The organism is Microbacterium sp. CFBP 8801, assembly GCF_014839455.1.
Lineage (GTDB): Bacteria > Actinomycetota > Actinomycetes > Actinomycetales > Microbacteriaceae > Microbacterium.
The window spans coordinates 299,161-311,710 of the sequence record NZ_JACYNU010000001.1; the positions used below are offsets into that span (position 1 = coordinate 299,161).

Annotated in this window: 12 protein-coding genes; 7 read left to right on the forward strand and 5 right to left on the reverse strand. The window is 70.1% G+C overall.

All coding sequences use genetic code 11. The features are described from left to right. Positions 1-12 precede the first annotated feature (12 nt). From IFR11_RS01455 to pepN, 3 genes are all read right to left on the reverse strand, one after another. On the reverse strand, positions 13-822 hold the full coding sequence (locus tag IFR11_RS01455; RefSeq protein ID WP_191914985.1) for an ABC transporter permease: 810 nt from the start codon (positions 820-822) through the stop codon (positions 13-15). Continuing rightward, positions 819-1,730, reverse strand: coding sequence for an ABC transporter ATP-binding protein (locus IFR11_RS01460; protein ID WP_191914986.1), 912 nt, complete (start codon positions 1,728-1,730; stop codon positions 819-821). Before IFR11_RS01460 ends, IFR11_RS01455 begins: the two co-directional genes overlap by 4 nt. A 129-nt stretch (positions 1,731-1,859) precedes the next feature. Further along, entirely contained in the window at positions 1,860-4,409 is a 2,550-nt protein-coding gene (gene pepN / locus IFR11_RS01465) for an aminopeptidase N (protein WP_191914987.1), read from the reverse strand. Positions 4,410-4,559: 150 nt separating this feature from the next. Here pepN and IFR11_RS01470 point away from each other — a divergent pair, with 150 nt between their 5' ends. The 5 genes from IFR11_RS01470 to IFR11_RS01490 all read left to right on the forward strand — a co-directional run bounded on the left by IFR11_RS01470 (position 4,560) and on the right by IFR11_RS01490 (position 9,597). Beyond that, positions 4,560-5,747: a ferrochelatase gene (locus IFR11_RS01470; RefSeq protein ID WP_055836825.1), complete on the forward strand. Its 1,188-nt coding sequence runs from the start codon at positions 4,560-4,562 to the stop codon at positions 5,745-5,747. Between the two features lie 93 nt (positions 5,748-5,840). After that, positions 5,841-6,383 carry a ribose-5-phosphate isomerase gene (locus IFR11_RS01475; RefSeq protein ID WP_055836828.1) on the forward strand — a complete coding sequence of 181 codons (543 nt, stop codon included), beginning with the start codon at positions 5,841-5,843 and terminating at the stop codon, positions 6,381-6,383. Continuing rightward, a complete protein-coding gene (locus IFR11_RS01480; protein WP_191914988.1) occupies positions 6,383-7,375 on the forward strand; it encodes an Fpg/Nei family DNA glycosylase in 993 nt (330 codons plus the stop codon). Before IFR11_RS01475 ends, IFR11_RS01480 begins: the two co-directional genes overlap by 1 nt. 108 nt (positions 7,376-7,483) lie before the next feature. Next, complete coding sequence (locus tag IFR11_RS01485; RefSeq protein ID WP_191914989.1) at positions 7,484-8,107, forward strand: FMN-binding negative transcriptional regulator; 624 nt, start codon at positions 7,484-7,486, stop codon at positions 8,105-8,107. Next, entirely contained in the window at positions 8,104-9,597 is a 1,494-nt protein-coding gene (locus IFR11_RS01490) for an amidohydrolase family protein (RefSeq protein ID WP_191914990.1), read from the forward strand. The genes IFR11_RS01485 and IFR11_RS01490 overlap by 4 nt, the downstream gene beginning before the upstream one ends. Positions 9,598-9,706: 109 nt before the next feature. On the opposite strand, the gene IFR11_RS01495 is transcribed toward IFR11_RS01490, so the two are convergent. Beyond that, entirely contained in the window at positions 9,707-10,192 is a 486-nt protein-coding gene (locus IFR11_RS01495) for a Dps family protein (protein ID WP_191914991.1), read from the reverse strand. A 327-nt stretch (positions 10,193-10,519) separates the two neighbouring features. Here IFR11_RS01495 and IFR11_RS01500 point away from each other — a divergent pair, with 327 nt between their 5' ends. Next, on the forward strand, positions 10,520-11,092 hold the full coding sequence (locus IFR11_RS01500; RefSeq protein ID WP_191914992.1) for a gamma carbonic anhydrase family protein: 573 nt from the start codon (positions 10,520-10,522) through the stop codon (positions 11,090-11,092). Between the two features lie 339 nt (positions 11,093-11,431). Next, positions 11,432-11,818, forward strand: a complete 387-nt coding sequence (locus tag IFR11_RS01505; protein WP_191914993.1) for an A1S_2505 family phage non-structural protein — start codon at positions 11,432-11,434, stop codon at positions 11,816-11,818. A gap of 206 nt (positions 11,819-12,024) precedes the next feature. Here the strand turns inward: IFR11_RS01505 and IFR11_RS01510 are convergent, their stop codons facing one another. Then, positions 12,025-12,513: a hypothetical protein gene (locus IFR11_RS01510; RefSeq protein WP_191914994.1), complete on the reverse strand. Its 489-nt coding sequence runs from the start codon at positions 12,511-12,513 to the stop codon at positions 12,025-12,027. Positions 12,514-12,550 lie beyond the last annotated feature (37 nt).

Here is a 12,550-nt window from a genome sequence, read left to right on the forward strand (position 1 = left end):
GGGGAGGAGGGGTCAGACGTCGCGCGACCGCAGGGAGATCCAGCCCAGCACGAGCGGCGCGAGGGCCCACGCGGCCAGGGTGAGGGCGCCTTGGCCGAGTTCCGTGCCGCCGGGTGTGGTGAGCTGCACCGCGGCGTTGACCGGCAGGTAGTCGGCCGCGTCGAGGATCCACTGCCAGCTCGGTCCCGCGAACGAGAACAGGCTGAACACGATGGGCAGCACGAAGAGCACCCCGACCGTGGCGGCGATGGCGCCGGCGCCGCTGCGGATGACGAAGCCGAAGCCGAGACCGATCAGCGTGAAGGCCGCCATCGACACGACCCCCAACGCGAGAGGGACCAGGGACTCCGAGGGCGTCGACCAGTCGAGGCCCGTGCTGACCAGCGGCGCGGTCACGGCGATCGCCACCGCGTAGATGACGACGGTGGTCACGGCCATGACGAGTGCGACGACGAGGGCCTTGGCCACCAGCACCGCCCCCCGACGGGGTTCGGCGGTGAGCGTCGAACGGATCATGCCGGTCGAGTACTCACCCGTGATGACGATCGCACCGAGGATGCCGGCGACCAGCATCGTGAACTGCGTCGGCGCCAGGATCACGTTCGCCGCGGGGAAGCCGCCGCCGATGTCGCTCGAGGCCGCGGCGATCAGCAACGAGATCCCGACCGACAGGGCGGCGGTGACGCCGAGCGACCACCAGGTGGAGCGCAGGGTGAGCATCTTGATGCTCTCGCTCTTCATCAGGTGGATGAAGCTGAGGCGGTGCGCGGTCGAGGCGAGGGCGTGGGCCCGCGTGGTCGGCGCGGAAGCGACGGCGGTCATGCGATCTCCTTGATCTTGTACTCGACCGAGTCGTCGGTGAGGGCGAGGTAGGCGTCCTCGAGCGAGCCCGCTCGCGGGGTCAGTTCATAGAGGGGGATGCCGCGAGCGGCGGCGAGGTCGCCGACCGTCTGCGCCGTGACGCCGGTGATCTGAGCGGCACCGGGCTCGGTGGCCGTCACCGTGGCATCCGGGATCTGCAGGGCCGAGACGAGGTCGGCCAGGCGCGGGGAGCGCACGAGCAGGGTCGTGGTGGTCCAGGTGCCGACGAGGTCGGCGAGCGGCGCATCGGCCAGGACGCGTCCGCGGCCGAGCACGATGACGTGGTCGGCGGTCTGCGCCATCTCGCTCATCAGATGACTCGACAGCAGCACGGTGCGACCCTCACCCGCCAGATGGCGGACGAACTGGCGCACCCACCGCACGCCCTCGGGATCGAGGCCGTTGACCGGCTCGTCGAGGATGAGGGTGTGCGGGTCGCCGAGGAGAGCGGCGGCGATGCCGAGACGCTGGCCCATGCCGAGCGAGAACTTGCCCGCCCGCTTGCCGGCGACCGAGCCGATGCCGGTGAGCTCGATCACCTCGTCGACGCGGCTGCGCCCGATGCCGTGCGTCGCGGCCATGGCGCGCAGGTGGTTGCGCGCCGAGCGCCCGGTGTGGATCGCTTTGGCGTCGAGCAGCACGCCGACCTCGGTGAGGGGGGAGCGCAGGCGGCGGTAGTCCTGCCCGCCGACGGTGACCGAACCCGTCGAGGGACGGTCGAGACCGACGATCATGCGCATGGTGGTCGACTTGCCCGCGCCGTTGGGGCCGAGGAAGCCGGTGACGCGGCCGGGGGCCACGGTGAACGAGACGTCGTCGACGGCGGTCTTGTCGCCGTAACGCTTGGTGAGGTGCTCTGCAACGATCATGCCTTCACGCTACGGAGGCGCCCCGGGCGGGGGCATCCTCCCAGGGGATGATCCGGGTCCACGCGAGGATGACCCGCGAACGACGAATGCCCCCTCCCGGTGAGGGAGGGGGCATTCTGAGGGGCGCGATTACTGCGAGTCGCGCTCCTGGACCGACAGCGCACGCTCCACGCCGGCGAGGTTCTCGCCGACGAGGCGGCGCAGCGCCGGGGCGGCGTCGGCATTCTGCGTCAGCCAGGCTCGGGTCGCATCGCGCAGGGCGGTGTTCGCGAGGGCGGCGGGGTACAGACCCACGATCAGGTACTGCGCGATCTGGTAGCTGCGCGACTCCCAGATCGGCAGCAGCATCGCGAAGTACGGCTCGACGAAGTCGGCCAGCACGTCGACCGTCGCCGGGTGCGTGAAGCCGAGGGCGGTCGAACGCACGATCGTGTTCGGCGCGTCGGCATTGTCGATGAGCGAGTTCCACGCCTGCTGCTTCGCCTCGTGCGTGGGCAGCGAGGCCTTCGCCTGGGCGGCGAGCTCCCCACCCTTCGAGGTGTTGTCGGCCGCGCGGGCCGCGTCGATGTCGTCGGCCGACACCGCGCCGGCCGTGGCCAGCGAGATGAGCAACTGCCACGACAGGTCGGTGTCGATCTCGAGGCCGTCGAGCACCGTCTCGCCCGAGCGCAGGGCCCGCACCGTCTCGGCGTGCGCCGGAGTCGAGGCCGCCGAGGCGAACGCGGTGACGAACTGCAGCTGGCTGTCGCTGCCGGCCTCGGCGGCCTGGGCGAGCGCCCAGAGGCCGTCGGCGACGCGGGCGCGAGCCGCCTCACGCGACGCGGGCGTCACGTACGAGTTGGCTGCGAGCTGCAGCTGACCGAGCGTCGTGCGCACCGTCGTGGACTCGGTCTCGGAACCGATGTTGCGCAGCACGAGATCCAGGTAGTCGGTGGCCGAGGACTCGGCATCCCGGGTCTGATCCCAGGCCGCACCCCAGACGAGCGAGCGGGCCAGCGGGTCGGAGATGTCCTTCAGGTGGGCGATCGCCGTGGCGAGCGAGCGCTCGTCGAGGCGGATCTTCGCGTAGGCCAGGTCGTCGTCGTTGAGCAGCACGAGATCGGGACGACGGATGCCGCGGAGCTCGGCGACCTCGGTGCGGTCACCGTCGACGTCGATCTCGACGCGGTGCACGCGCTCGAGCGCTCCGGCGTCGTTGAGCGAGTAGAAGCCGACGCCGAGGCGGTGGGGACGGATGGTGGGGTAGTCGGCGGGCGCCGTCTGCACGATCGCGAAGCGCGAGATAGTGCCGTCGGAGCCTTCTTCGATGAGCGGCGAGAGCGTGTTGACGCCCGCCGTCTCGAGCCACTTCTTCGCCCAGTCGCCCAGGTCGCGGCCGCTGGTGGCCTCGAGCTCGACGAGCAGGTCGCCGACCTCGGTGTTCGACCACTGGTGCTTCTGGAAGTACGCGCCGACCCCGGCGAAGAACTGCTCGATCCCGACCCAGGCGGCGAGCTGCTTGAGCACCGACCCGCCCTTGGCGTAGGTGATGCCGTCGAAGTTGACCTGCACGTCTTCGAGGTCGGTGATCTCGGCGACGACCGGGTGGGTCGAGGGGAGCTGGTCCTGACGGTAGGCCCAGGTCTTCTCCATCGCGTTGAAGGTGGTCCAGGCGGCTTTCCACTCGGTGGCCTCGGCGGTGGCGATCGTCGACGCCCATTCGGCGAACGACTCGTTGAGCCAGAGGTCGTTCCACCACTTCATGGTGACGAGGTCGCCGAACCACATGTGGGCGAGCTCGTGCAGGATCGTCACGACGCGGCGTTCCTTGACCGCGTCGGTGACCTTGCTGCGGAAGACGTAGGTCTCGGTGAAGGTCACCGCGCCGGCGTTCTCCATCGCGCCGGCATTGAACTCGGGCACGAAGAGCTGGTCGTACTTGGCGAACGGGTACGGGAACCCGAACTTCTCCTCGAAGTACGCGAAGCCCTGGCGCGTCTTGTCGAAGACGTAGTCGGCGTCGAGGTGCTGCCAGAGGCTCTTGCGGGCGAAGACGCCGAGGGGGATGACGCGGCCGTCGGCGCTGGTCAGCTCCGAGAAGGTCGCCTCGTACGGACCCGCGACGAGCGCGGTGATGTACGACGAGATGCGGGGCGTCGGGGGGAAGTCCCAGCGGGCGGTGTCGTCGCCGACGGCGACGGGCTCGGGCGTGGGGGAGTTGGAGACGACCTTCCAGCGCGCGGGGGCGGTCACCGAGAACGTGAAGGCGGCCTTGAGATCGGGCTGCTCGAACACCGTGTACATGCGGCGGGAGTCGGGAACCTCGAACTGCGAGTAGAGGTAGACCTCGCCGTCGACGGGGTCGACGAAGCGGTGCAGGCCCTCGCCGGTGTTCGTGTACTCGCAGTCGGCCTCGACGACGAGCTCGTTCTCGGATGCCAGCTCGTCGAGCGCGATGCGCGAGTCGACGAACACGGCGGCCGGGTCGAGGGAGCGGCCGTTCAGCGTGACGGAGTGCACGGTGCGCGCGATGAGATCGATGAACGTCGATGCGCCCTCGGTGGCGGCGAAGGTGACGACGGTGCGCGAGGAGAAGACCTCGTCGCCGCGGGTGAGATCGAGCTGCACGTCGTAGGCGTGCGTGTCGACGACGGCGCGGCGTTCCTGCGCTTCGATGCGGGTGAGGTTCTCTCCTGGCACTGGCGTACTCCCTGGGATGAGGGTGGATCGTCGCAGATCGAGCGCTCTCGCGGGTGACGACGGACGCCGTCGGCGACGATGACAACCAGATAAGCCTAGTCACGAGATAACCCGCGCCCGGGCTCGCCATGCAGGTGCGAGGATGTCTGCGTGAGCACGACCGACACGGACACCACCCCTGAACCCGTCCTCTATGCCTCGCCCGCCGCGGCGTCGGGGCCAAAGTGGGTCGAGACGCCCGTCGCATACGACGGCATCCTCCTCGCCGGATTCGGCGGCCCGGAGGGGCAGGACGACGTCATCCCCTTCCTCCGCAACGTCACGCGCGGACGCGGCATCCCCGACGAGCGCCTCGAAGAGGTCGCCCATCACTACCGCCACTTCGGCGGGGTCAGCCCCATCAACGAGCACAACCGCGAGTTGAAGGCGGCTCTGGAGGCGGAGATCGCTGCGCGCGGGCTGGGCCTGCCCGTCTACTGGGGCAACCGCAACTGGGCGCCCTACCTCGAAGAAGCCGTGACCGAGGCCGCCGAGGCCGGCCACACCACTCTTCTGGCGATCGCCACGAGCGCGTACAGCTCGTTCTCGAGCTGCCGGCAGTACCGCGAGGACTACGCCCGCGTGCTCGAGTCGACCGGGCTCGGCGAGACCGTGACGATCGACAAGGTGCGCCAGTTCTTCGACCACCCCGGCTTCGTCGACACGTTCCTGCGCGGAGTGACGGATGCCGTGGCCGGCTTCGTCGCCGACGGGATCGCGCCCGAGAAGATCCGTGTGCTGTTCTCGACCCACTCCATTCCGATGGCCGACGCCCAGCGCTCGGGCCCCCGTGACGTCGAGTTCGGTGAGGGGGGCGCGTACGAGGCCCAGCACAAGGCCGTCGCGGAGGTCGTCATGGCCGCTGTCGCCGACGCCGTCGCCGAGGTCGAGTGGGAGCTCGTCTACCAGTCGCGCTCCGGCCCGCCCACGCAGCCCTGGCTCGAGCCCGACGTCAACGATGTGATCGCCGAACTTCCCGGCCGCGGGGTCGAGGCCGTCGCGATCGTGCCGCTCGGCTTCGTCAGCGACCACATGGAGGTGCTCTGGGACCTCGACACCGAGGCCATGGAGGCCGCCGAGGAGGCCGGCATCCGCGCAGTCCGCACGCCCACGCCCGGCGTCGACCCGGCCTACGTCTCGGGCCTCGTCGACCTCGTCGAGGAGCGACTGAACGGCACTCCGAAATCGGAACGCCCGCACCTGACCGACCTGGGGCCGTGGTACGACGTGTGTCGCCCCGGCTGCTGCGAGAACATCCGCGCCGGGTTCAAGCCCGTCGCCGCGGGCGTTCGCCCCTGACCCGATCCGACGCCGCCCGCTCTCTCTTCCGGGGAGCGGGCGGCGTCGTCGCGTCCGCCCCCTGATGTCGGCGGCCGTCAATAAGATGAGCGCATGCGCATCCACATCGGCACCGATCACGCCGGTCTCGAGTTCTCGACCCAGATCCAGCACCACCTCGCCGCCCAGGGGCACGAGGTCGTCGACCACGGCCCCCTCGAGTACGACCCGCTCGACGACTACCCGGCCTTCTGCATCCGCGCCGCTCAAGCGGTCGTGCGTGATCAGGCCGACGGCGTCGACGCGCTCGGCGTCGTCTTCGGCGGCTCGGGCAACGGCGAGCAGATCGCCGCGAACAAGGTGCTGGGCGTGCGCGCCGCGCTGGTGTGGAACGTGTCGACCGCCGAGCTCGCGCGCGAGCACAACGACGCCAACGTCATCTCGATCGGCGCGCGTCAGCACACGTTCGACGAGGCCGCATCGTTCATCGACCGCTTCATCGCGACACCGTTCTCGGGCGAAGAACGCCACGCGCGCCGGATCGGCCAGCTCGCGGCGTACGAGCAAGACGGCGTGCTGCTGCCCGACCCGCGGGCGGCTCGCGGCGAGAACACCCTGACCGACGCCAGCGACTCGTTCGACCCCGAGGCAGGCTGATGCCCGAAGGGCATTCCGTCCACCGCATCGCGCGGCAGTTCGACCGCAACATCGTGGGGCGCGTCGTGGCGGCATCCAGCCCCCAGGGTCGTTTCGTCGAGGGCGCGTCGGTGCTCGACGGACGCGAAGCGGTCGAGGTGCGGGCCGTCGCCAAGCAGATGTTCCTGCGGTTCGACGGTGACGTGTGGCTTCGCGTGCACCTGGGCATGTACGGCGCGTGGGACTTCTCGGGCGAGGTGGCGCTCGACGCGACGATCGCCTCGGCGAACGGCCGCATGGGGCACACCAACCAGCGCGGCACGACGTTCGACGACGCGCCGATCCTCGACGCCGCGGGCGAGAACTCCCTGAGCTCGATCGGTGCCCCCCGGCGCGCGCGGGTGCGCATGTCGGAGCAGACGACCGGTCTCGACGAACAGGTCGAGTGGCCACCGCCGGTGGTCGGCGCCGTGCGGCTGCGTCTTCTCACCGAGACGACGTGCGCCGATCTGCGCGGCCCCACGGCCTGCGTGCTGCAGACGCCCGACGAGGTGGCGGCGACGATCGCGAAGCTCGGCCCCGACCCCCTCGTCGACGACGTCGCCGAGGGCGAGGAACGCTTCACCGCGACCGTCGAGAAGAAGCCCACCGCCATCGGCCTGCTCCTGATGGATCAGGCCGTGGTCAGCGGAATCGGCAACGTCTACCGCGCCGAGATCCTCTTCCGAGCCCGGCAGAATCCGCACACGCCTGGCCGCGACGTGCCCGAAGAGGTCGTCCGCGGCATGTGGCGGGACTGGGTGCGACTGCTGTCGATCGGCGTCGAGACCGGCCAGATGATGACGATGGACGACCTCGATCCCGAGGCGTATCGCCGTGCCATGGCCCATCGCGACGACCGGCACTGGGTCTACCACCGCGCGGGTCTGCCGTGCCGCGTATGCGGCACCGACATCGTGATGGAAGAGGCGGCGGGGCGCAAGCTCTACTGGTGCCCACGCTGCCAGGCCTGATCTGCCGGGCCTGATCTGCCGGGGACGGTCCCGTCGACGAGCCCGGTGCCTCGCGCGCCGCGTCGGCGGATGAGCCTGGTGAAGCCCGCCGCGTTCTAGGCTGATCCGGTGCGCCAGAACCCCAGCTTCGCGATGACCGACGTCGGTGAGATCCGGCGTCTCATCGACCGCCACCCGTGGGTCACCCTCGTCGGTCAGGGCGACGACGGTCTCGTCGCCTCGCACTATGCGGTCATGCTCGACGACCAGCGAGACGACCTGACCATCGTCGGGCACGTCGGCAAGCCCGACGACGCGATCCTCGGTCTCGGCGACCGCGAGCTGCTCGTGGTGGTGCAGGGCCCGCACGGATACATCACTCCCCGGTGGTACGGCGACGTGCCCGCCGTCCCCACCTGGAACTTCGTGTCGGCGCACCTCTCCGGCATCCCGGAGATCCTGACGCCCGACGAGAACCTCCGCGTACTCGAACGTCTCGTCGAGCGGTTCGAGGGCGACGCCGACGACGCGCGGACCCTGTACGCCCTGCCGAACGACGCGACGTTCGTCGAACGCCTCGAGCGCGGCACCGTCGGCTTCCGCCTGACACCCACGCGGGTCACGGCCAAACGCAAGCTGAGCCAGAACAAGAGCGCCGAGGTGGTCGAGACCGTCATCGCGGGGCTGTCCGCACAGCACCCCGAGCTCGCCGGCGAGATGCGCCGCGCCGAAGACGCCCGGGGACGCGCGTGATCGGCGAGCACGTCGGATTCGTCCGCGCCGTGCGGGTGGCGGGGCCGGGTCGTGAGTTCCTCCCCACCTCGGAGCCCGTCGACCTCGTCATCGCCGACGGAGTGATCGCCGACATCGCCCCCACGGGGAACCTCCGGCCCACCGGCGTGGTGGTGGACGGGGAGGGCGGCTGGCTGCTGCCCGGCCTCTGGGACCACCACGTGCACGTGCTGCAGTGGGCCCTGGTCGCCGAGCGCGTGCCGCTCGGCGAGGTCGCCTCGGCGCGCGATGCCGCATCGATCATGGCGTTCGCCCCCGAGAGCGACGGACGCCGCATCGGCGTCGGCTTCCGCGACGGGCTGTGGCCCGACGAGCCGAGTCTCGCCCTGCTCGACGCCGCGACCGGAGACGGGGCGACCTACCTTGTCAACGCCGACGTGCACAGCGTCTGGATGAACAGCGCCGCGTTCCGTCGCGAGGGCTTCGAGCCCGTGGCATCCGGGATGCTGCGCGAAGAGGACGCCTTCGAGATCTCGCGCCGACTCAACGCCATGGACCCGGACCGTGCCGACGACGCCGTCGAGCGCATGGCTCGCGCCGCCGCGGCGCGCGGGATCGTCGGACTCGTCGACCTCGACATGACGTGGAACGACGAGCCCTGGCAGCGGCGGGTCGCGCGGGGCTTCGACACGCTCCGCGTCTCGTACGGCACCTACCCGCAGCACCTCGACCGCGCGATCGCCGAGGGCCTGCGCACCGGCGACCGGGTGCGCGGGGCAGCGCACGACCTCGTGCGCGTCGGACCGCTGAAGGCCATCACCGACGGGTCGCTCGGAACCCGCACGGCGGCGTGCGCCCACCACTACCCGGGTGAGATCGGCAACCACGGACTGCTCACCGTGCCCCCTGACGCGCTCGTCGACATGATGACGCGGGCGACCGCCGCGGGGCTCGAGTGCGCGATCCACGCCATCGGCGACGTCGCGAACGCGCACGCTCTCGACGCGTATGCACGCACCGGCGCGGTGGGCACTATCGAGCACGCACAGCTCGTCGCGCACGCCGACATTCCGCGTTTCGCCCGGTTGGGCGTCGCGGCGAGCGTGCAACCCGAGCACGCGCTCGACGATCGCGACATGACGGATGCCATCTGGGCCGAGCAATCCGCTCAGCCCTACCCCCTGCGCGCCCTGGTCGACAGCGGGGCGAACGTGCGGTTCGGCTCCGACGCGCCCGTGGCGTCGATGGATCCCTGGGCGGCGATGGCGTCGGCCGTGTTCCGCACGCGCGACGGGCGCGACGCCTGGCACCCGCACCAGCGGATCGACATCGACACCGCCATCGCGGCGTCCACCGCCGGAGGATCGACGGCGCCGGCGCAGATCAGCCCCGGGGCCCTGGCGGATCTCGTCATCGTGGGTGACGATCCGCACGCCGCTGACGAGCGGGGTCTGCGCGCCATGCCGGTGCGCACGACGCTGCTCGCGGGGCGCGTGACGCACGGCTCCTGAGGCGGCAGTCCTCGCCGCTTCGGATTCGCGCGCGACGACAGCCCCGGCGTCTTGTGCGTGGGGACGACGAAGGGGGCGGTGCCGAAGCACCGCCCCCTTCGTGGAGTAATTACGCCGCGAGGTGCGCGAACAGGAACCAGCGGTCCTTGTCGAGACCGCGCTTGATCTCGATGGCGACGTCCTGGCTCGTCATGTCAAGCTCGTCGAGGCCCTCGATGGCGGCTTCGATGTCGAGCAGCACGGCGTCGATGTCGGCGATGACGGCGCGGATGACGACGTCGGACTGCGCGAAGCCGGCGGGGACCTCGGTGGCCTTCGCCTTGGCCGCGACCGTCGACAGGCGCGCGTCGACGGGCAGGCCCAGGGCGACGATGCGCTCGGCGGCCAGGTCGGCCCAATCCTGCGCGTGAGCCACGACGGTGTCGAGCAACTCGTGCACGCCGATGAAGTTGAATCCGCGGACGTGCCAGTGCGCCTGCTTGCCGTTGACGACGAGCGCCTCGAGGCCGATCACGACGGGGGACAGGAACTGCGCGGTGCCGGACGCCATGGTGGAGTCGACGGTGGTGGCGGCGGGGGTGTGAACGGTGCTCATGTTTGCTCCTTAGGCGACGTTCGAAGTCTCGATGGATGCAACGCTACTCACTCGCGGACATTCCGCAAGCAAGATGAGGCTCGGCTAAATACCTGATGAATAGGCAATCCTCACCTATGCTCCCGCCTTCTCGCAGGGAGCGCGAGTCCGCGCTCCCTGGGCTCCGGATGCCGGGAGCGCGCCGGCCGCGAGCGCGCCGCTGCCACGCCCCGTCTGGGCCAGTGAATCGCCGGCGTTATCGGCTTCGCGCTCCCGGCAGGGAAGTGGCCCCCGCCCGTAGTAGGGCCGCGCGTGCGGCCAGGAGCCGCGGGTCGTTAGGGTCGGGCCATGACCATCGCTCGCGACGCCGTCGTGCTCGCCTTTCCCGATGCTGCTCCCGAGATCGACGACACCGCGTTCGTGGCATCCGGAGCCCGAGTCGTGGGGGACGTGCGATTGTCGACGGATGCGAGCGTCTGGTACAACGCGGTTCTGCGGGGCGACAGCGCGTCGATCACCGTCGGCGCCCGGAGCAACGTGCAGGACAACGTCTCGGTCCACGTCGACGCCGGACGCCCCGTCGTCATCGGCGCCGACGTCTCGGTCGGACACAACGCCGTCGTGCACGGGTGCACCATCGGCGACGGTTCGCTGATCGGGATGGGGAGCGTGATCCTCTCGGGTGCCGATATCGGTCCGGGCTGCCTCATCGCCGGGGGAGCGGTCGTGCTCGAGGGCACCGTCGTGCCGGCGGGATCGCTCGTCGCGGGGGTTCCGGCCCGGGTGCGTCGCGCGCTGAACGACGAGGAGCGGGCGAAGATCCTGCGCAACGCCCAGACGTACGTGGCGCACGCGGCGCGGCATCGCGCCGCGTCGCCGGTCACGGACATCGACCGAGACCTGCGTATGTGGATGAACTGACCCAGGGGGAGCGAATCGACGCGTCCGTCGGGTGAAGTTCCGCGGCTCTGACCGGGGCCCGCGCCGGGACTGTGGTGTCGTGGCCAGCGGTGTCGCTGTCGGCGATGCCGCCGCCGCCCGGGAGTCGTCATCTGCGCAACCGCCTCGTCGATACGCCGTGAGCGGGTCCGTGTCGCGGCGGCGCGAGGATCGTGGCCGCGCGGGTCGTGGCGGCACGCGGCGCTCTACGCCGCCTGCGGATTCGACGTCCCCACCGACGCGCAAGCGGGCCTCGATCTCGACCTGTCGCTGGGCGGATGGGCCGGCCCCGAGCAGCAGCGCGACGCGTAGTCTCGCGAGATGCACATCACGACGCTCGGCCCCGACGAGATCTTCGTGTTCGGATCGAACGCGTCCGGGGCGCACGGCGGGGGAGCGGCGCGGTTCGCCCTCGACCGTTTCGGAGCGGTCTGGGGTCAGAGCGAGGGGCTGCAGGGGCAGGCGTACGGCATCGACACGATGTCGGGACTCGCCGTGTTCGAGGAGCAGGCACGGCGATTCGTCGCGTTCGCGGCGGATCACCCCCACCTGCGGTTCCTCGTCACCGAGGTCGGGTGCGGGATCGCGGGATATCGACCCGCGCAGGTGGCCGGGTTCTTCGCGGGAGCCGGGCAGAACGTCGTGCTGCCGGAATCGTTCCGCGGAGAGTGTCGTCGGCGATCGGATGCCGATGCGGAGAATCCCTAGGCGCGGGACGGGTTGAGGGGCTGACGAGAATCGAACTCGCATCATCTGTTTGGAAGACAGATGTAGGACCCTTTTGCTTGTGCCTGGACCCGCGATATTTCGCAAAACATGACGGTTCCTTCGCCCCATAATCTACCTCGCGCAGGGCCCGTGATTGTCCACGGATTGTCCACGGCAGGGGGCGGGTGCCCGAAGGGTGGCGGCAGCTAGTTCACGCGGCGCTGAGAATCGTGAATCGGCCCGTCCTCGTCAGCAAACCGCCAGACAATCGTCACGTTACGCACCGCGAGGCTCATTCGTGCTGAAACGAACAGCTCCAGCAGCTCACCCGCTTTGAGCGTCCGAGGTATCCCTCCCTCAACCCGCACAAGCGCCTGAGCGGCCTCGGGGGAAGCGTCAATACGCTCCACGCGAATTGGGCGCTCTGAGCTGTTGCGGATAGTTCGGAGGTCGCCAGGGCCCGCCTTGACGTCGCTCCAAGCCTTCGGCCGGTGCGCGAGTGCGACTTGCTTTTGCGACTCGGCGATGCTCCTCCAGGCCGCGGCGGACTCGGCGGCGAGTGCTGCGGCCTCTTTGCTGGACTGCGCCGCATCGCGACGGGCCTGCGATGCTTCCCGGGCCTGCCACCCTGCGAATCCCGCACCAATGAGGGCGATTAAGGCCGCCGCGATCGCAATCCAATCAGATCCACTCATAGCCCCGAGCCTAGGACGGTTAGCGCGAACCCCCTGT

Bases quoted from the DNA above. Each gene is read 5' to 3' on its own strand.
- IFR11_RS01455 (WP_191914985.1), bottom strand. From the start codon at position 822: ATGACCGCCGTCGCTTCCGCGCCGACCACGCGGGCCCACGCCCTCGCC.
- IFR11_RS01460 (WP_191914986.1), bottom strand. From the start codon at position 1,730: ATGATCGTTGCAGAGCACCTCACCAAGCGTTACGGCGACAAGACCGCC.
- IFR11_RS01475 (WP_055836828.1), top strand. From the start codon at position 5,841: ATGCGCATCCACATCGGCACCGATCACGCCGGTCTCGAGTTCTCGACC.
- IFR11_RS01480 (WP_191914988.1), top strand. From the start codon at position 6,383: ATGCCCGAAGGGCATTCCGTCCACCGCATCGCGCGGCAGTTCGACCGC.
- IFR11_RS01495 (WP_191914991.1), bottom strand. From the start codon at position 10,192: ATGAGCACCGTTCACACCCCCGCCGCCACCACCGTCGACTCCACCATG.
- IFR11_RS01500 (WP_191914992.1), top strand. From the start codon at position 10,520: ATGACCATCGCTCGCGACGCCGTCGTGCTCGCCTTTCCCGATGCTGCT.
- IFR11_RS01505 (WP_191914993.1), top strand. From the start codon at position 11,432: ATGCACATCACGACGCTCGGCCCCGACGAGATCTTCGTGTTCGGATCG.
- IFR11_RS01510 (WP_191914994.1), bottom strand. From the start codon at position 12,513: ATGAGTGGATCTGATTGGATTGCGATCGCGGCGGCCTTAATCGCCCTC.